At 64.8% G+C, this 18,294-nt stretch carries 13 protein-coding genes and 1 pseudogene; 10 read left to right on the forward strand and 4 right to left on the reverse strand.

Going from position 1 to position 18,294, the window contains the following annotated elements; translation table 11 throughout:
• Window positions 1-123 precede the first annotated feature (123 nt).
• The gene (locus AB0I38_RS19920) at window positions 124-597 is read left to right on the forward strand and encodes a DUF4279 domain-containing protein (RefSeq protein WP_358469675.1); all 474 of its coding nucleotides are present in this window, start codon (window positions 124-126) and stop codon (window positions 595-597) included.
• Between the two features lie 26 nt (window positions 598-623).
• On the opposite strand, the gene AB0I38_RS19925 is transcribed toward AB0I38_RS19920, so the two are convergent.
• Window positions 624-995, reverse strand: a complete 372-nt coding sequence (locus AB0I38_RS19925; RefSeq protein WP_358469678.1) for a DUF5997 family protein — start codon at window positions 993-995, stop codon at window positions 624-626.
• 55 nt (window positions 996-1,050) lie between these two features.
• Between AB0I38_RS19925 and AB0I38_RS19930 the strand changes: the two genes are divergently transcribed.
• The 4 genes and pseudogenes from AB0I38_RS19930 to AB0I38_RS40405 all read left to right on the forward strand — a co-directional run.
• Window positions 1,051-1,779 carry a LysR family substrate-binding domain-containing protein gene (locus AB0I38_RS19930; protein WP_358469681.1) on the forward strand — a complete coding sequence of 243 codons (729 nt, stop codon included), beginning with the start codon at window positions 1,051-1,053 and terminating at the stop codon, window positions 1,777-1,779.
• A gap of 141 nt (window positions 1,780-1,920) precedes the next feature.
• Window positions 1,921-2,109, forward strand: a complete 189-nt coding sequence (locus AB0I38_RS19935) for a hypothetical protein (protein ID WP_358469684.1) — start codon at window positions 1,921-1,923, stop codon at window positions 2,107-2,109.
• 846 nt (window positions 2,110-2,955) lie between these two features.
• Window positions 2,956-3,471: a GNAT family N-acetyltransferase gene (locus AB0I38_RS19940; RefSeq protein WP_358469687.1), complete on the forward strand. Its 516-nt coding sequence runs from the start codon at window positions 2,956-2,958 to the stop codon at window positions 3,469-3,471.
• 32 nt (window positions 3,472-3,503) lie between these two features.
• Window positions 3,504-3,615, forward strand: a pseudogene (locus AB0I38_RS40405) (IS630 family transposase); the annotation flags it as partial.
• A gap of 596 nt (window positions 3,616-4,211) precedes the next feature.
• On the opposite strand, the gene AB0I38_RS19945 reads toward AB0I38_RS40405, so the two are convergent.
• The 3 genes from AB0I38_RS19945 to AB0I38_RS19955 are packed head-to-tail and all read right to left on the reverse strand — an operon-like array spanning window position 4,212 to window position 10,263.
• Entirely contained in the window at window positions 4,212-5,315 is a 1,104-nt protein-coding gene (locus AB0I38_RS19945) for an AAA family ATPase (RefSeq protein ID WP_358469690.1), read from the reverse strand.
• Window positions 5,309-7,162: a DUF1998 domain-containing protein gene (locus AB0I38_RS19950; protein ID WP_358469693.1), complete on the reverse strand. Its 1,854-nt coding sequence runs from the start codon at window positions 7,160-7,162 to the stop codon at window positions 5,309-5,311. Before AB0I38_RS19950 ends, AB0I38_RS19945 begins: the two co-directional genes overlap by 7 nt.
• Window positions 7,159-10,263 carry a helicase-related protein gene (locus tag AB0I38_RS19955; RefSeq protein ID WP_358469696.1) on the reverse strand — a complete coding sequence of 1,035 codons (3,105 nt, stop codon included), beginning with the start codon at window positions 10,261-10,263 and terminating at the stop codon, window positions 7,159-7,161. The genes AB0I38_RS19950 and AB0I38_RS19955 overlap by 4 nt, the downstream gene beginning before the upstream one ends.
• A 112-nt stretch (window positions 10,264-10,375) precedes the next feature.
• On the opposite strand from AB0I38_RS19955, the gene AB0I38_RS19960 reads away from it, so the two are divergent.
• The 5 genes from AB0I38_RS19960 (at window position 10,376) to AB0I38_RS19980 (ending at window position 18,074) form a co-directional block, all read left to right on the forward strand.
• On the forward strand, window positions 10,376-11,830 hold the full coding sequence (locus tag AB0I38_RS19960; RefSeq protein WP_358469699.1) for a sigma-70 family RNA polymerase sigma factor: 1,455 nt from the start codon (window positions 10,376-10,378) through the stop codon (window positions 11,828-11,830).
• A 348-nt stretch (window positions 11,831-12,178) separates the two neighbouring features.
• On the forward strand, window positions 12,179-12,559 hold the full coding sequence (locus AB0I38_RS19965) for a hypothetical protein (RefSeq protein ID WP_358469702.1): 381 nt from the start codon (window positions 12,179-12,181) through the stop codon (window positions 12,557-12,559).
• Between the two features lie 2 nt (window positions 12,560-12,561).
• Window positions 12,562-14,610, forward strand: coding sequence for a DEAD/DEAH box helicase family protein (locus AB0I38_RS19970; RefSeq protein ID WP_358469705.1), 2,049 nt, complete (start codon window positions 12,562-12,564; stop codon window positions 14,608-14,610).
• Complete coding sequence (locus AB0I38_RS19975; RefSeq protein WP_358469708.1) at window positions 14,603-16,699, forward strand: hypothetical protein; 2,097 nt, start codon at window positions 14,603-14,605, stop codon at window positions 16,697-16,699. Before AB0I38_RS19970 ends, AB0I38_RS19975 begins: the two co-directional genes overlap by 8 nt.
• A 244-nt stretch (window positions 16,700-16,943) precedes the next feature.
• Window positions 16,944-18,074 carry a serine/threonine-protein kinase gene (locus AB0I38_RS19980; RefSeq protein ID WP_358469711.1) on the forward strand — a complete coding sequence of 377 codons (1,131 nt, stop codon included), beginning with the start codon at window positions 16,944-16,946 and terminating at the stop codon, window positions 18,072-18,074.
• Window positions 18,075-18,294: the final 220 nt, after the last annotated feature.

Raw genomic sequence — 18,294 nt, forward strand, 5'->3', positions numbered from 1 at the left:
CATCCCCCAGCCCGCGATGGGCCGGCGGACGCATTCTTGGAGTCGCTCCGCCTCGTTCCCACAGGCGGGACAGATGGATCTCGGTACGCCTGCGTACGTCTGATCGTTCGTTAGGGTCAGCGAATGCGTGTTCGCCAGTACGCCTACTTCGCCGTGCGGAGCGAGTACATGGATGCCACCGAGATCGCGGTCCGCATCGGGGTGAAGCCGGACGAGATCACCGTGCGAGGGAGCAAGTCAACAGAACCACCCCGACCCGCCACGCACACGTGGCAGATCATGTGCCGCGAGCCGGGACTGACCGTCGACGAGATGATCGCTCAGCTGGTGGACCGGCTCGCACCGTTCAGCCAGGCCGTCGGCCGGCTGGTGGACGAACTGAACCAGCGGTGCCCGGACGACCGCCCGTGTGCCGTCTTGCAGGTGGTTCGCTACCTTGACGGCGAAGACGGCGAGGACGAGGACCTGACCTCTTCACATCCAGGCCTGGAGAAGATGGCCGGACAACACCAGCTGCTCGGCTGGCGTCTGGATCGCCGCGTGCTGCGGTTCTTGGTCACCACCGGCGCCGAGCTGGACGTGGACGAATACGGGTGACGCCCCTTGAGCAGGATCTCAGCCGTCTAGCGTTGCTTGAGGCGGAGTGCCTCTTTGCGGGCCTCGGCCTGGACGGACCGCTCGCGCTCCAGCCACGCCGGGTTCTCCGCTTTCAGCGTCTCGATCTCAGCGGTGGTGAGCGGTCCGGTGATCCCGCCTCTGGCCAGGCCGGAATGGGAGACCCCGAGCTTCGCGGCGACGACCTGCTTGGGGTGCGGGCCGTTGCGGCGCAGGTCAGCGAGCCAGGCAGGGGGCGTCGACTGCAACTCGTTCAGCTCGTCCCTGGAGACGACACCCGCCTGGAACTCGGCGGGAGTGGCCGAGAGGAGGACACCCAGCTTCTTGGCCGCGGTCTCGGGCTTCATCGTCTGGATGGTCTTCGATTTGGACGAGGTCATGGCGCCAAGAGTAGTCAGTCCGAAAGGGTTCCCCTGCCATCGATACCCTGTGGAAGTGACTGATGGAGAGACCGGCAAAGTGTTCCGGCTGGCGTACGCACCCGGGGTGACACCGGCGAAATGGGTCAACGTCTGGACCGAGAGGATGCCCGGCGTGCCGATCACCCTGGTCGCGGCGCCCGCCGCCGAGGTGGTGGGACTCCTGCGGGATGGCGCCGCCGACGCCGGATTCGTCCGGCTGCCGGTCGACCGCGACGGGCTCAGCGTGATTCCGCTCTACGTGGAGACCACGGTGGTCGTGGTGCCCAAGGACCACGCGGTGGCCGCCGCCGACGAGGTGACCATCGACGACCTGACCGACGACGAGGTGTTCCATCCTCTGGACGACACCATCGAGTGGACGGCCCGGCCCGGGTTGCCCGCATTTACCCGCCCGGCCACCACGACGGACGCGGTCGAGCTGGTAGCGGCCGGCAGCGGGTTGCTCCTGGTTCCGCAGTCGCTGGCACGCCTCCACCACCGCAGGGATCTCACCTACCGGCCGGTGACGGACGCGCCACAGTCTCAGGTCGCGCTGGCCTGGCCCACGGACGCGACCACTGACCTGGTGGAGGATTTCATCGGCATCGTCCGCGGGCGGACAGTGAACAGCTCGCGGGGCCGTACCCCCGCCTCCCCTGCGGCGAAACCGGCACAGCGGCAGGCACAGAAACCCGCACAGAAGGGCTCCGGCCGCCGGACCGCGCCGGCCGGCCGCAAAAGGAAGGGCCCCCGGCCTCGTTGACCCGCAGCCCACCCCTCCGCTTGGGACCCGGGCTCACCTCAGCCACTGACGACGCGATCGGACAGCAAGCATCCCGGAGTTGAGTCCCCTGCCGGAGGCATGTTGTTGGTTGCCAGGATCTCCGGCAGGATCGGGCGCACCATGACTGATACGTTCGCCGCCGTCTTCATCGCCATCGCCTGGGTTGTGCTCGCGGCCTTGATCCAGAACTCCGGCGAGAAGCCCAGGGCATCGAAGCCGGGTAGCGCTCTCGGTTCGATGGCCTACGCAGGGCTTGTTATCGGAGTGGTTCTCCTTGTCTACCTGGGTCTTACGGACGGTTCCCGCTGAGGCGCAGGACCTCGGGTGATCTACTGAGTCTATGAGATGCCTGGCCAACCGCCGTTTTGTAGCGCGCGGCTCCCGCGCGAGACCGGCCCCCAAGCCGCTGCTCGCGCGCGCTCCGGACAGGCCTGACAAAATGTAACCAGAACCCAAGTAAATGTAACCGACGCATGGTTACATTTACCTATGAGCCAGCACGGCCTCGGCGCGAGGTCGGACGCCACGGTGAAGATGTACACCACCTATGCCGACAGGCACGTGATTCCTACTCTCGGAGCGCGCAAGCTACGCGATCTCTCAGTAGAGGACGTCGATAAGTGGCTCGCTGGCAAGACGGGCGAACTGGGCACCCGGTCGCTCAGGCTGATCCACAGCATCCTCGACCGGCCGGTCACGTCGTGGCATACGACGAGGACTGTGCCGCCTGGCCACCGGTGGCTCAGACCGGCTGGGAGCACGACGACTTCGCGGTCTACGTCTGGCGATCCGTATGACAGAAGGGCGACACCAAGACCGTCAAGTCTCGGCGATCACTCCAACACGGTGGTCACCGAGACGGTCTACCGGCACCAGATCGCATACCGCTGACCTGGTCCTGCTCTACACCACCACCACCTTCTCAGAAGCCGCCCGGTCAGAGCTAATGGCACGACGATCATGCACCTCTCGCCCGTATCCATGCCGCTTGATCGGGGCGTCCTCGTCGCGCTGTGGCCGCCGAATGGCATGCGAATGGCACACCGTACGGATGCACACGTCTCCTGCCTCAATCGAGGCTGATCACCACGGAGAAGCCAGCGGTTATACAACGCGAAGAATTGCCGCCTGCCCACTACTTGTAGTGTCTACGCCATGCCTGATGCGATCACGGTCCACCCCGCGGAACCCGGTGACGGGGACATCCTCGGCGAGATCCACGCCCTGTCTTGGGGCGTCTCGCACGGCCCGTTTTGCACGCCGAAGGTCGCTGCAGCCGGGATCGAGGAGCGGCGCACCAAGTGGCACGGCATTCTGGCCGAGGGCGTGGACACGATCCTGTTGGCACGCTTGAACGAGCGGGCGGGGGCTTTCGCCCGGTTCGGGGCCTCCACTTCCCGCCCCGGCCTCGCGGAGATCCATACCTTCTTCGCCCACCCTGAGGTCTGGGGCAGCGGCATCGCGATGCTCCTGTTGATGGCCGTCTTGGACCGAGTGCGAGACGCCGGGTACGACGACGTGCATCTGTGGACGCTCCGGGACTCCGCCCAAGCGCGCCGCTTCTACGCCAAGAATGGCTTCGCCGAGACCGGCAGGACCCACGACCACGACTTCGACGACGGTCCCCCGCTGGCCCTGGTTGAGTTGGAGCGAGCCGTGCCTGGCCGCTGAAACGCTCGATCGGCAACTTCGTCGTGGCTGACCTCCACGGCCTGGTCCGCATCGTCAAGCGCAAGCTCAAGAAGATCCAGTACCGGCCTCATCTGATCACCGGCTGCCTTTGGACAGGTCGGCCTGACTCTCAAACCACCATGATCATCCCAGCCGGCCTTACGAATTCAACGCGCGTGACTGCGGCGATGAGATCACACACCGCAGCCTCCCTCCAGCCGACGCGGGAGGCCACCGGTGACCAAACCCGCCGTAGCGAAGGTGTTCGAGCCGTTTCCATGATCGGAAACAGAACTCCCTTTACAGGTGGGCGGTACTGGGTTCGAACCAGTGACCCCTCGCTTGTAAGCGAACTCATACAGTAGTGAAACTGCGACCATTCAGGCCCTGACCTGTGGTTTCCGTCCGAACGTGTCCTGACGGATCCACGGGCGGCCGGGGCGATTGTCACCCAGATAGTCACCCAAAACCGTGGTAGCGGCTGCACATAGCCACCACCGCCGCGCTGAACCGCCCCGGATTCGGTGGAGCTCTGTCTCGATCCTGAGCACCTGCCAGACGTCATCCGGTCAGTGTCCGACGCCCCGCTCGCGCCGTCGATCATCGACAGGCGGAACTTAAAACCGTCCGTGGGGGCCATGGCCGAGTGCGTGCGCAAGTTGGCCCTTACCGGGCCCTCGTTGGTGCGGGGAGTGATCCAGCTGTGATCCTGGGTGCTGAGCTCCGTTTCTTGCTTCGCTTCAACCAGGCAAGAGCTCCCGGGCGAGGGTTTGCTGCGGTATCCCGCTGAACATTCTCGGTTCCTGGTCACCGGAGTAGCAGATGTACAGTTCCCCGCGCGTCCTCGTGATGAGCACGTAGTATAACATCTTCAGATCGGCGCTGGATGGATCGCCCGCGTCCAGATGAGTGTCCGGGACGATCACGGTGTCGAAGTCCAGGCCTTTGACGCTCGCCCGGTTCACCAGTCGTAGACCAGGACGATCTGCGTCGATGTTCTTGTACCGTGTGTCTCCGGCAGCACCGATGTAGATCTGTGGCCGCAAGCCGGTACGCATCCGCTCGATCTCCGCCAGCAGTTCTCCCTGCTCACGGCTGCGTTTGATCACAACTCCAATCTTGAGCTTACGATGGTCCTCGGCGTAGCGGGTGAGCCAGCGCGCGAATGGACGGCGCGCTTCCGGGCGCCGCAGCAGTACCGGAACCGGCCCGTCCCGGTGCGGCAGCGGCGGCTGGCGCAGCCCAGGGTGGAAGTGACGAGCAAGTTCCGCGACCGGGCGGGGGTTCCTCAGGTTGGTGCTGATTTCGAGTTGACCGCAGCCGCCGAGAGCCTTCTCGATCTCGTCGAGGGTGGATTGGGTACTGGTAATCCGCTGGTACTCGTCGGCGAACGCGATCACGTCCATACCGAGGACCCTGCATAGGCTGAAGAACTCCTGCGGGAGGTCCTGAGCTTCGTCGATGACGAGAGTATGCCCCCGTCGTCCGGTGTCATGAAGGGCCGCGGACATCAACTGCGACCAGTCAAAGGAACCGTTCCTCGCTCCGAGTGGCGAACCCGTGGTCTCTCGGTACCAGCCGTGCACCCAGCCGTGGAAGGTCATGATGGGCAACGACGCGCCGAGTCGCACGCCATCGGCATTCAGATGCTGGCCGAGCAGCTTCGAGTGCGCGATCAGCGTCACGGGGCGGCCGGCGATCTCCAGCGCGGCGGCATGGTGGATCGCGAGCAGGCTCTTGCCGGATCCGGGCGGACCGCTGACCAGGTGATGGCCGGGTTCGATGAGTCTGTCCAGCACAGTGCGTTGCTCGGCGAGCAAGTCGAGATAGTCGATGGTCACCACGCACCGACCTGATGTGCCGCCTCTTCCCGGGCCGCCTGAACGACAGGTTCGAAGAATCCTGGAACCCTTGAGCCGCCGACCACCATCACCCGGTCGAGCAGGATGTTGCCCACCTCGCAGCTGGTCTCGGGGATGAGCGCGCATGCATGGCACGCGGCCCGGTTCAGGCTGCCGTACCCCTGGCCGTCGTGCTCGGAGCACAGCGGGTCGGCCGAGCACCAGGCGGCCTGTTCCAGAAGCCGTAGGAGAAGCTCAGGAAGGAGGTCGGGCTCGCCCTGGCGCGCAAGACCGCCCAACGTACCTTCTGCATCACCGGAGGCAGTGTATACGAGCAGTCCGTACTGATGACCGCCGTCCTTTGAAGCACGCGCGTATACCCGCTCCCGCAGCGACGCGGCGCTGTACCCGGACTCGAAGGACAACTGCCGGACGAGGAGGTGCCCCAGTGTGTGTAGCAATGGCAGCCGGGGCAACAGCCGGGAACCAGCAAAGGCTTCGACCCGGTCCTGCTGAAACGACTTCGCCACGTCCACTTTCATTCCTGCGGTGCGTGCACGAACCTCAGGGCGGGCCTCCCACTGCTTGAGCAGTTCTTCGTTCAACGTCAGGAAGATGCCTTCGCCGAACACCTCGACGGCGGGCAACCAGCGTCGACCTCCTGAGGAATCCACCGGAATCATTCGGCTCTCCGGGGAGACCCTGCTGAAACCTTGGAGGGCACGAACTTCACGGAGCCGTTCGGCCACCACAACTCGCGAGATTCTCGCCTCCAGCTCGGTCCATGGAGGCTCTTGTGATGTGCCCAGGCCGACTTCGTGAGTGACGAAATGGATGCTGCGCTCGGGCCTGGTCGAGGCGAAGGCGGCCCACTCACCCCTGCTCAGATCGGACTCCTCCACCATGGGCGAAACACCGGAATCAGTGGCCTGCCCGGTTTCCTCCTCCATCAGCCGCCTGACGAGCGATGGGTCAGTCTTGGCCGCCTCCGCGATGATCGCGATGAGCCCGTCTGATCCCGGGGTGTTGGGTGCCTGGCACAGTGCGTTGAAAAAGGGGTGCTCCCGGACCTGCGTCGTGACCTCATCATCGACCGCTGCGGGCGCGGAAGGGGTCGGAATGTCGAGCGCCGAATGCACGACGGGGTAGTAGACATTGCCCGCGGTCCGCTGCACGATCTGGATCCGCTCCCTACAGTCCTTCCGCTCGCTGAACCGCTCCCACGGATTGCGCCCACAGCAGCGCATCTTCTGCGTTCCGAGAATGTCGAGCAGGTCTCTCCTGGCCGCCTCGCACTCCTCGTGCCGGCATCGCACCGTCAGAGCCTCAAGTCCGGTGGCGTTCCCCCCAGCCTCGAAGCTCAGCGCCGTAGGCCCTGGGCATTTGTCACGTTCCGTCGGCGTGAGCTCGGAGTGCGCCCAGTACCACCAATCGACGTCCCCCAGGTGCCCGGCCTCGCAGATCTGAACAAACCGCATCGGTGTAAGTTTGTGCCGCGGGCTGCAAAAGGAGCAGTGAGGCGGATGCCCGAACTTCTCGTCCTGTATCCGCCAGTGGGTCATCCGGCGGCACGATCCGCAGAAGAGCCAGGCCGGGAAGCGGATGAACGTCGGTCCCGTCGCGTCGGGGACGTCGTAGTCGGCGACGGGGGCTTGCAACGGCGCCCACAGGCCCGTGACCTTCAGCTTCCGTTCTAGTCGGGGTGCGTAGATTCGTTCCAGGTCCCGTGGCGACGGCCAGTCGGCGATCCCGGCCGCGACGAACGATTCGCCTTGGACGTCGAATACCGCGCCAACTCCGAAAGGCACGACCGTCTGCGACTGCCGGACGCGTAGCTTGCGGGTGCTCATCCCCCGGCCCCCTTCACGATGATCTGGCATTCACGGTCGACGCTGCGCATGGAGTGCTGCGCCTCCCACATACCGCCGGGCCGGTCGAAGTTCTTGAGAAGGCTCGCCTGCGCCTTCCCAGCGGGCTTGTAGTACAGGCGTTTGCCCGCCCGCCTAGCCTGCTCAGCCGCGTCCAGCCAGGCCCGACGAAGTTCGTCGAGGTCGGCCTGCACCTCGCCGGCGGCGGATGAGTCCGCCGCGGCCGCCCACCGGACCAGCCGGGACGCAGCTTCGGCCAGCTCGCCAGCGTGGTGAAGGACGTCACCAGCCTGGTCGTCCGCCGACAGCCCGAGGCCGTGCCGTACAAGGATCACCAACGCGGCATGCAGCGCCCGGCGGCGGGACGGAATCGACCACGGAGTCACGCTGGTCGGCTCGACATGCTGGTAGAGCGCCTGATGGAAGGTGCCGAACGTTTCGTAATGCGATCGGTCACGCGACCGGGTCGCGTTGAGGAAGGTGACCACGAGACCAGGGACGCCGTGCCGCCCGACGCGGCTGCTCGCCTGGATGTACTCAGCGTTCGCCTTGGGCTGGCCGAGCATCAGCATCAGCGCCAGCCGCTTTACGTCCACTCCGACCGACAGCATGTTGGTACAGACCACCATGGAAAGACTGTTGGGGTCCTCGAAACCCAGTTCAAGGCGATCCAGCAGTTTGGGCTGCTCGGATCTATCGAGGTTGCTGGACAGTTCCTCCACCTGGCGTTCGGCCAGTTCACGACGGCGTCCTGGCGAGCCGAGACCACGTAGATGTGCTGGGATTTCGTCACCGGTGGCGGTACGGGTCCGGCCAAGCTCCCGCATGCTGTGGTGATAGGCGACGAGCGTCCAGTAGTCGTCGCGGTGCTCCTCGGGCAACTCCATGGGTGCATGCAACATGGCGGCTGCGGTCACCGCTGTCGCGCGGCCTGCGGTGTGGCCTTGCGCCATGACACCGACGTACTTGCGTCCTGGAACTGTGTGGTCCGGTTCGGCGAAGTAGGAGAAGCGGGCGTCCAGACCAGCCGAGGGGAACAGTTGGACGTCGCGGCCGTACAGCCCACGGATTTGCTCGCTCGCACGCCGGATGGTGGCTGTGGACGCGACGACCTTCGGAGCACGGCCGTTTCGCGAGCACAGTTCCAGCACGGCCGCCTCGTACAGACCCACGGTGGTGCCAAGCGGCCCGGTAAGCAAATGCAGCTCGTCCTGGATCACCAGGGACGGAGGCAGTTGTTCTCTGCCGAACAGCCGTCCCGCGTCGGGTTCCCAGGCCAGCCGGGCAAACTTGTCCACAGTGCCGAGGACGAATGTCGGCGGGTCCGCGTAAAGATGCTCATCAACCACCGCTACCGGCAACCGCTCGTGGAAGTGGCACTCTTCCCTCGGACACAGGAACCGGAAGGACGTCTCGGTCGTCCGCACCCCGTAGTCACCGATATCAGGGGACTTGGCTGTGGGCATCACCTGCGTGCCGCACCAGGGACAGCGGTCCAGGATGAAAACGTCCTTCGGCCTGGCGGCCCCGCGCTGCTCCTGGAACATCTCATGTGCATCGACGTACTTGTTGGGGGTGGTGGTTCCGCCAACCCACAGTCCGATACTGAACGCACCGCCCGGGATTCCCAGGTCTTCCTTCAACCGGAGGTACTCGAGGGCACAGATGGTCGTCGCGGCGCGCTGAAACTGCTGCGTCGTCAGCAGGCTCAGGGTGTACCGGCTGAGCACGGCGGTTCCGCCGCCGTCATCTCCATACCGCAGCCTGCGCAGGATCATCTCGAAGGTCGCCAGGAAGAGGTACGCCTCCGTCTTACCGCCGCCCGTGGGGAACCAGATCAGGTCCACCACCTCTCGGTCAGGGTGGGACTCGTCAATCAGCCCGCAGACCGACAACAGAAAGAATCCGAGCTGAAACGGGTGCCATGCTGCGCTGGGCGAGGGTGCTGGATTCAGCGGGACGGCCTCGGAACGCGGACGGCGCCGTCCCCCCAGGTCCCGAGCCGAGTGCCGCATCTGGAGCGCCATCACCCAGTTGGCCAGCTGGAAGGCGCGAAGTGCATGGCCGGAGGGTTCGGTGAACAGGGTGTTGGCCCCGAGTTCCATCCTCCGAACGGCGGTGTCCAGCCTGTCGAGGATGCGCTCGGCTGCCTTTTGCGCCCCAGAGGGCACGTCGGCCTTGCGCTGAGCCTGGCACCATTCCCGGTAGCCGCCGATGAAGTCCATGATCTCGGTGTGCAGCTGAGACTTCGCCACGTTGGGGTCGGACAGGTGAGCGAGCTTCAGCACGGATAGCCCAGCCGGGCCAGCCGGGCTGATCGCTGGCACCTCGGCCTCGGGCATCATCTGGGTCCGGAGTCCGCTTACCTGGCCGTCCTCAACGATCTCGTCCACCGCGCAGCTGTGGCCGACGGCACGCGTCACTACATGCCTGTACTGCAGGCGCAGCTCCTGCTCTTCCAGGTCGCGGCTGGTCAGCCGGATGCTCGGGTACTGCAGCAGCTCGCCGCCGACCGGCCTGACCTCCAGCGAGGCCTGAAAAAGCATGTCGTCCCATTGGGGCCCGTGGTCTCCCACGGCCTTTTTGGCGTTGACTAACGCGACAGTCACCAGCAACTTGCCCGCGAACAAACGCCATCGCAGGCGAATCTGCGCCCGATCACCCCAAATGTCCTTTTCGGTCTCTCTCACATTGAAGGTCTCCTCGAAATCCTCAAGCGGGACGCGTTGCCATTTCCTGACCTTGCCCCGCTGCGTCTCGTAGCGAGCGCCCCGGCAGACCAGCGTCAGCTCTTCAGCGTTGGTGTAGAGGGACATCCCCATCGAGGACGGCAGCCAGGCGTTGGCGTCTGGGACCGTGTCGTTCACCAGGCGCGTCTCCTCGGACGCTTCTTCCGGAACGTCGTCCGGCTCGGTGACCTCGGCAGCCATAGTCAAACTCTGTTGACGGTTGGTGTCTTGCGGATAGAGCGTGCCCATCAGGTAGCGCCGGTTGGGCGGTTCTTCGATGAGCTCCGTAACCTCCCCAATCGGGCCGCTCAATTGCTGACGGAGGTACCCCAGTAGCTCCTCGCGTGAAGACATCCGCCCCTCCAACTTAATCCGGTCACCCGGATGCTAACTATGCTCCGGACAGACGCTTGGCGCGAGAATTCGGTTGTCACGGATGTCGGTGGCTTATGGCAACGTGATGGGCATGACCGTTGACACGCCATTGGCACGTTCCGGTGAGTCGGGCCTCCATCGGGCCGTGGCAGGCGTCCTGCAGCAGCTCAGAAGCGCCGCCGTGAACGGTGCCGTGTCCGCCAGAGCCTTCGAGGACGCCACCGAGCAGATGAGGCTGGCCCCGGAAGCGCGCGAGCGCGTCATCGCGGCACTGGCTGAAATGGGCCTGCGGGTCGTTATCCCCAAACCCACCGCGGCGGCCGGGCCGTCCGACCGGTTGGAGCGTGCGCTGGCGCTGCTACGCCGCCACATTCCCACAGGTCATGTCACTCGAGAACAACTGAGCCGTTTCGGCAGACTGGCCGGGCTGGACACCGAAGAGATCGCCTCACTGCCCGAGCACGCGAAGAAGGCCGGGATCACCGTACCGGACGAGAAACGGACTCCTGCGAGGTCAGAACCGGCTAGCACGCCCCGACGCGAGCCCAAGCACGCCCCCCAGCCCACCGGCCTGACGTACGACATGCCGCGTGCCGTCGCGGCAGCGCGCCGCCTCATCAGCGATGACCTGTTTCGTGCCGATCCCGGTAGGCACCTTCTCAGCGGAACCGAGGAGATCGGTCTTAGCATCCTGATACGCGGCGGCGTCGACCGCGCGGGCGTCGAACCAACTGACGAGGAACTCTCGGCATTGCCCGCCGACGACATCCGCAGGGTCGCCCGCGACACCTTCATCCTGCACAACACGCGACTGGTCTACAGCATCCTCCTGGGCTATTTAGGGCAAGGGCTTGAGGAAGAAGACCTCGCCCAACATGGAGCCCTCGGCCTCATCCGCGCCGTGCGAAAGTTCGACCCACGGATGGGTCACAAGTTCTCGACCTACGCCACCTGGTGGATCAGGCAGTCGATCACCCGGGCGATCGCCGACGAGGGCGCGGCCATTCGCATCCCTGCCCACATGCACGAGAAGATGCGCAAGGTCGCGGCCACAGAGTCAGCGCTGCGCCGGGCTGGTAAGCCTGCCACCGCGGTCGATGTGGCGCTGGCCACCGGCCTGGACATTCCTACGGTGGACGAGGTGCGTGCGCTGAGCAAGGTCACCGACTCCCTGGACCGCATCGTCGGAGATGGAGTCCATCTGGGCGAATTCTTGTCCCTGCTCGACCCCATACCGGGGCCGGAGAAGATGCTGGAAGAGATGATCTCCGAGCAGGCCGTCGAGGAGTGGCTGGCCCCTCTCTCGGACAAGGAAGCCGACATTCTCCGCCGGCATCTGGGCCTTGACGGTGACGAACCCCAAACCCTCGACCAGATTGGCCGCCGCTACGGCGTGACCCGTGAGCGCATCCGGCAACTGGAAGTGAGGGCCCTGGAGCGGATCCGCACGCGACTTCCGAAGGAACTGCGCAAGCGGCTTCCGGCACACCTTCGCAAGCATTCGAAGAAGAAGGACCATAAGCAGACCCGCAAGCACGCAGGTTAGTCCACGTAGCCATCAAAGTTCGCCAGTATGGAGAGCGCTGATCACGGTAACACTCGGACTGTCCGCAGCGATGATCTTCTCGCTATGTGAATGCACAGGACTGTTGTAAGGCATGACTGGAAGAGGTGTTGGGCTGTGACGCGGTGGTACGGCCGGATGGCTGACATCTCTGGGATCGGTTTCGCAGGTAGCCCGGATATGGATCGTTCCCGGCTGCCTGATGTCCATGTCCGGCCCCACCATGAGCCCGGATCCCGATATCTGGGATGGCCCGCTCCAGGCGGCACCACCACGGCCTCTCCGGCACATCGCCGAGCATTCGCCAACACCAAAGACATGGATATGGACATGCTCGTCCGCTGGGTGTGGGAAGGAGTGGAACTCCCGGGTATCCCGTCCGACTATCACCATCTGCTGCAGAACGCGGTCAAGCAGTTATGGTCGCAGCGGCGCGTGGCCCCGGCCGGGCTCGGGTTCGTCGAGGTCTTCACCTCTCTCGACCTCAACCTGGTCGAGGCCGTTCCGCACGTGGTCGCCATGGACGAGCAGGATCTCTCGCGGGGATTCGCTCGCCTCGCCGCGGTAGAGATCTGGATGAAGCTGCTGGAGGCCGAGGGCGCGCTGCGCGACGCGCTGGCGGTGAGCCAGCGGGCACAGCGGTTCGGAGAGAGCTACAGGCGCAAGGAGTTGGAGGCAAAGGTGTCCGCACTCGACGCCGAGGGTCGGTGACCATGCCCCGCCTGGTCGACCTGATCCGGGGCGAGTCCTTCCTCGAGAACGCCTTTGTCAAATGGGTCCTGAGCTTCGCCGCGACGCCCGGGATCGCCCAGCATCTCAGCGCGCAGCAACCTGTAACGGTTGATGGACACGACTATCGCCTGGATTTCCTGCTGACAGGGTCAGTGCTGCGTGTCGTGGTCGAGCTGGACGGTTTCGCCTACCACAGCGACAGGAAGGCTTTCGTCCACGACCGGATTCGCCAGAATCACCTGGTCGGGCTGCAGTACAGGGTGTTGCGGTTCTCGTACGAGATGATCCGTGGGAACGCCAGACAGTGCGTCGCCCAGCTCCAGACGGTTCTCCGTCAAGATCCGGTCCTGGCCGGATATCTCATCACCAACCCGATCGTTCCGATGCCTGATGACATGGGAACGACACCGCTGGAAGTGATCACCCCTCCCACCCGGCCGCATGCAGTGGAGCGCGGCTATTTCGATCAGGTGCGGGAGCGGCTCACCCTTGAGCCGCTCCGCGAGTGCCAGCGCGAGGCCATCGTGGCGCTGGGGAACTACTACCGGCGAGGAGATATCAACGCGGCCTGCGTCATGTCGGTCGGGGCGGGCAAGACGGCCATGGGCGTCGCCGCCACACTCGCTTTCGCCCGGCGGCGAGCACTGATCGTCACCCCGGGACGCGTGATCAGGGGGACATTCGCCAAGGCGCTCGACCCTTCGATCGCCGGAAACGTCCTGTTCACTCTGCCCGGAGGCCCGCTCATCTCCAAGCTGCGCCCGCCAGTTGTCGAGGTGCTCGATCGCACCAACGGTTCCATCCGTGCTGTCAGCAGAGAACGGCTGCTGAACGCGGAAGTGATCGTCACCAATTTCCACTCTCTCGGGGAGTCCGGCGGCGAGGACGGGCTGCTCGCCAAGCTCGGACCGGATGACGTCGACTTCATCGTGGTGGACGAGGCTCACATCGCCGTCGCGGAGTCGTACCGGCGGCTGTTCGCTCACTTCCCGAACGCCCGTCGGCTGCTGATGTCGGCCTGTTTCAGCCGCGGCGACGGAAAGCCCGTGACTGCCGACGTGGTCTACCGCTACAGGTTGATCGACTCGATCGCCGACGGACATGCCAAGCACCTGCGAGCGCATCGGTTCAGCCCGGACGTGGGGCAGACCGAGTACGAGATCGCCTGGCCGGACGGCTCACGGGAGCAGATCGTCGGAAAGGACGCCCTACTCGAGGTCGTGGAGGACGAGCGCAGGGTCGCCTACGTCACTGCCACCTCCGAGGAGCCGATCCGCAAGGTCATGGAGATCGTTCGAACCAGTCTGGAGGCTCAGATTCGGGTCTTGGCCCCGGTCCGCCCGCGGGTATTGTTCGCCGCCATCGGGAAGCGGCACGCCGAACAAATCAGCCGCATTGCGAACGCGTACGGCATCGCGGCCGCCGTGCTCCATCACTCGATGACCGATTCCGCGATCGCCGCCGTCCGGGCCCGGTTCGAGGACGAGGCAGGAACGCTGCGGGCGATCGTCCAGATGAGGATGCTCGGCCAGGGGTACGACCTGCCTGCGATCGCCATCGTGGTGCCCATGCGTCCCTACGGCGGCTTCGGCGAGTTCTATCAGCTCGTCGGCCGCGGGATCCGCATCGTTCAGCACGCTGCACTTCGTGATCGACATCAGGAACAGCACCTTGATCTCGTGTACCGCGGCGAACTCGGCCTGGATGATCACCTTGAGGCGTTACGCGTCGAGAACGACATGGATCCTCACCCGGCCGATGCCGATGATTTCGGTGACGCGCCCGTCCCCGACCGGGGTGGGAGTCCGACAGGCCGCCCGGCGGGCGGGGAGCATCCACAAGCCACGGTCCTTCATGAAGAGGGAGACACACGCCAGCAGTTCCTTCACACTCTGGACAGCATCGAAGCCCGCGTTGAGGAGCGAAGACTGCACGCGATGGCTCAGGCCTACGCCAGATACGTGAAGGATGCACCGAACCCACAGCCGTTCGAGCGGTTCGTCGCCGTCATGAGGAGCACCCATGGGTGAGTCCCCCTTCGCATCCGCCCTCGCGGCAGCGGAGCCTGAACAGTTCCTCCACTTGGAGCGCGAGGCCGGCAGGAACGCCAGGTTCGCGGAGATCGATCAGATGGCCGCGAACGTGATCTCGGCCGCCCTGGCCGGGCACAAAGTGGCGACCGTCGTCCCCGGGCAACGTGGCGTGAAGAACAGTGACACGCTCACATTGGGTACGTTGAGCGCTCGAGAGCGTTCTGTTGCGGCAGAGGCATACATGTTCTCCGCTCAACAGGAGCGGGGCGCCTGGTATCTCCCCGAACAGGCACCCCTCAAGGCCGGAACGCTCAACCTGCCCGCCTACCTCCGCCACCATCCCTGGCATGCCATCACCGTCGCAGCCGAGGACACGGCACGCGTCCATCTCAGTTCCTCGCCGGACACGCTGGTGGCATGGTCGCTGTTCATCCCTCTGCTCGATGACCTCATGGCCCCCATCACCGTCCGGTCGGCGGGTTCGTCGAAGTCCGGCCCGGAGCAGGAGGAGAGTTGGGCCATGATCTTCGGGTTGTACACGGCCCTGGGCATCGCCATCACGCCACAGATCGAGGTCTTCGCCCATGGCAAGGGCTGGCATCGCCTCGACCGTGCCGGCCAGATGCGGGCCCGCCTCGCCCTGCTGGACGAGCTGCGTCGCATCGATCCGTCACAGCTCGCGTCGCGCTTCCGGGCCGCACGCATGCGCGCGCTGATCAGTGCCGCCATGAAGAAGGCACGGCACGAAACACCGCTCGCCCGCAAGGTGCTCACCAAAGCTTTCCAACCCACATTGAGCGCCTACTTCGGGGGTGACTGGCTAGCCTGTCTCGACTACCTGGAGATGCCGCCGAACCCAGGCGAGGAGATCGTGACGACATTGCCGGAGACGAAGTTGTTCGTAGGCGGGGCTGCCAAGGCCGTAACCGTCGCGGCCCAGCAGGGGATCGACGTCAGCGACGTCGAGGCGATGCTCGCAGCCTTCCTTGGCCAAGGCAGCTCCGTGTCCCCGGTGGAGCAGCGGATCGATGCCTTGACGCGCTGGTGGTCGCAGTTCGACGTCGTTCACGCTCGTCAGACACCGGGCATGCATCCCCTTTGGGGCCTCGTCGAAGACACGCCGTACGCCATCAGGGCCGGTTTCGGCCCGGTCCGGCAGCTCTACCGTTGGCTCCTGTCACCGGACATGGTCAAGGAGGTCGATCGGCTCTGGGACGGCGTCATCCTGTCGCGCTTGCCGGAGACCATCGTCAGCGAGCCGTATCCGCACAACCTCATGGCAAAAACTCTGGGCCCTGCTGTCTCGTTCTGGCACGGTGTGGCGCTCACGGCGTGGTTCGTTTGCGAGGGCCCCACGTCCCGGACCACTCTTCCAGGACTTCGCGCCTACTACCACCGCCACTTGACCGAACTCGAACAGGCCGGCACGCCCGTCCACCCCAGCCTCTTCGATGAGCTCGAGCACGCCGAGCGTTACCTCGGACCGCCCCAGCCGGTGTACTCGCACAGCCAGGAAGGGACCGCCCATGGCGTGCACATGTCCATGGGGATGATCGCCGGGGAGCGCCGTGCCGGCTTTGAGATGTTACGGGACATCGTCACACGTCACAGGCAGGGGTGGAGCCACCGCTACCTCGCCGAATACCTGCGGCATCGCTGGAAGAACGAGTTGACCGACGTCGCCTACGAGCTCAACAAATCTGTCGCCGCACGGGGAAAGCTTCCGACGTTCAAGCAGTTCGCGCGCTTCGCGGCCAAGGCCGCCAATCATTGGTTCAATGGTGACCTAGCCAGCTTGTACGCGGCGATCGGCGAGAATGCGCCCGCCACATCTCGGCGTGTGGACCTGCTCCTGGGAAGCGCTCATGACTTCGTCGATGCCGTTTATGTCGCTCTCGGCGCGCCGCCGTACGAAGAGGCCATGCAGAACCCGGGCTCTCCGCTCGCCAATGTTTGTCGCCAGAAGGCCAAGCTGGCGAACGCCAGCGTCTCCTACCTGCAGATCGCTGAGGCGCTGGGTCGTGCGCCCGAAATGACGGAATTTGGAGCGGATCGCCATGAGTGGGAGTGGGCCGGAGGGGTTTAACGAGGATGGGCCGCCTATCACCATGCCATCGAGGTCGCGCTGAAGCGGGCCGGTGCTTCAGAACGAACTGGATGAGCCAAGTGATGGGCCGATGGCGACCGCGCGCCTTGGGTCAGGTGGTCCCTCTCATCCACTCAAGTGACCACGGCTCTCTAGGAAGTCCAATTAGGCTTACCCCGCCCCATAGATCTTGATCGGCTGGCGTGCGGGTTGTGCAGGGAGCGATGAGCAGCGAATGACGAGTATGCCTGAGCGGATCGGCCGATACACCGTGGTCAAGGAGTTGGGCTCGGGGGGCATGGGTGAGGTCTACCTTGCGTACACCCCCGGCGGCGACCCGGTGGCGGTGAAGCTGATCCGGAGCGACAAGCTTGATCCGCACACACGGGCGCGCTTTGAGAAGGAAGCCCTGATAGCACGCACCGTGATCGGCACGAACAGGGTGGCGCGCTTCCTCGATGCCGACCCATTCGCGGATAGACCTTGGCTTGCCATGGAATACGTGGCTGGGCGTACGCTTCTGACCAGTACGGACCAGGATGGCGTCCTCCCCTTGCCGCTGGTCGCCAGTCTGGGCATGCTGCTCGCCGAGGGCTTGAGCGCCGTGCACGCCGCCAAACTGCTTCACCGGGATCTCAAGCCACAGAACGTCATCATGGGCAGGGAAGGCCCCATGATCATCGACTTCGGACTCGGGGCCTTCATGGACACCACGAAGGAGTCCCTGTCCCACAGCGGCATGATCATCGGAACTGTACGGTGTATGCCTCCGGAGCAGGCGGGCGGGAACCCGAAGGTGACGCCCGCAGCGGATGTGTACGCGCTGGGCACAGTCCTGTTGTACGCAGCCACCCGTCACTACCCGTACGACGGCGTGGCGTGGGAGGCCGTCGCCATGCAGGTGACGAACCCTGACATCGGCCCGAACCTGAACGGTGTGCCAGATGGGCTTAAGCCATTGATCTCCTCAATGCTCGCTCATGCGCCGGAGGCGCGACCCACGCTTGATGCCATGGCCGGCGAATGCCGGGAGCTGTTGAAGTCCGCCGGATTGGCACCGGCCGACGCGCGGCTTGCGTTGATCGCGCGAACAACCGCCGGCAACCTGCCAGACCCGGCGAAGGAACTGCTGACTCCATCGTTCGAGAAGCTTCTCGAGGGCCAAGTCAATATCGTCGACGCCGGGGGGTCGCCCCTGGATGGTCATCGGGCCGAAATTTCGACGGATGAGCCGACGCCGGAAGGCGGGCAGGTGCCCGAGCACGCGGAGCCGGTCGTGCCCCCGAGGAACCGGTCCGCGAGCGGGCGCCAACCAGTGTCCAAACGGGTTGCCGACGAGTTGCGGGAGGAGTACGCGGTGAATGCCGAACTGTGACGGCGCACTGCCGGCGTCTGATGGGACGCTTGGCTGAAGAACGCCGTGGGCGAAGAATCGGAGTGGGCATTGGGCGTCGAAGTGGGAACCATGACCGGGCGAAATGATGCCGTACAGGACGCTGAAGCGCTTGACGAAGCCCCGCCTGTCGTGGAATTGTCCCCCACCGGCGGATACGCACCAGGAACTCAAGTTCAGATTCGTGACGAACTGTGGCTCG

It is taken from the genome of Nonomuraea cavernae (genome assembly GCF_040655715.1).
GTDB lineage: Bacteria > Actinomycetota > Actinomycetes > Streptosporangiales > Streptosporangiaceae > Nonomuraea > Nonomuraea cavernae_A.

Coding starts and splice junctions, on each gene's coding strand:
- AB0I38_RS19920 (WP_358469675.1), top strand. CDS start 124: ATGCGTGTTCGCCAGTACGCCTACTTCGCCGTGCGGAGCGAGTACATG.
- AB0I38_RS19925 (WP_358469678.1), bottom strand. CDS start 995: ATGACCTCGTCCAAATCGAAGACCATCCAGACGATGAAGCCCGAGACC.
- AB0I38_RS19935 (WP_358469684.1), top strand. CDS start 1,921: ATGACTGATACGTTCGCCGCCGTCTTCATCGCCATCGCCTGGGTTGTG.
- AB0I38_RS19940 (WP_358469687.1), top strand. CDS start 2,956: ATGCCTGATGCGATCACGGTCCACCCCGCGGAACCCGGTGACGGGGAC.
- AB0I38_RS19950 (WP_358469693.1), bottom strand. CDS start 7,162: ATGAGCACCCGCAAGCTACGCGTCCGGCAGTCGCAGACGGTCGTGCCT.
- AB0I38_RS19955 (WP_358469696.1), bottom strand. CDS start 10,263: ATGTCTTCACGCGAGGAGCTACTGGGGTACCTCCGTCAGCAATTGAGC.
- AB0I38_RS19960 (WP_358469699.1), top strand. CDS start 10,376: ATGACCGTTGACACGCCATTGGCACGTTCCGGTGAGTCGGGCCTCCAT.
- AB0I38_RS19965 (WP_358469702.1), top strand. CDS start 12,179: ATGCTCGTCCGCTGGGTGTGGGAAGGAGTGGAACTCCCGGGTATCCCG.
- AB0I38_RS19970 (WP_358469705.1), top strand. CDS start 12,562: ATGCCCCGCCTGGTCGACCTGATCCGGGGCGAGTCCTTCCTCGAGAAC.
- AB0I38_RS19975 (WP_358469708.1), top strand. CDS start 14,603: ATGGGTGAGTCCCCCTTCGCATCCGCCCTCGCGGCAGCGGAGCCTGAA.
- AB0I38_RS19980 (WP_358469711.1), top strand. CDS start 16,944: ATGCCTGAGCGGATCGGCCGATACACCGTGGTCAAGGAGTTGGGCTCG.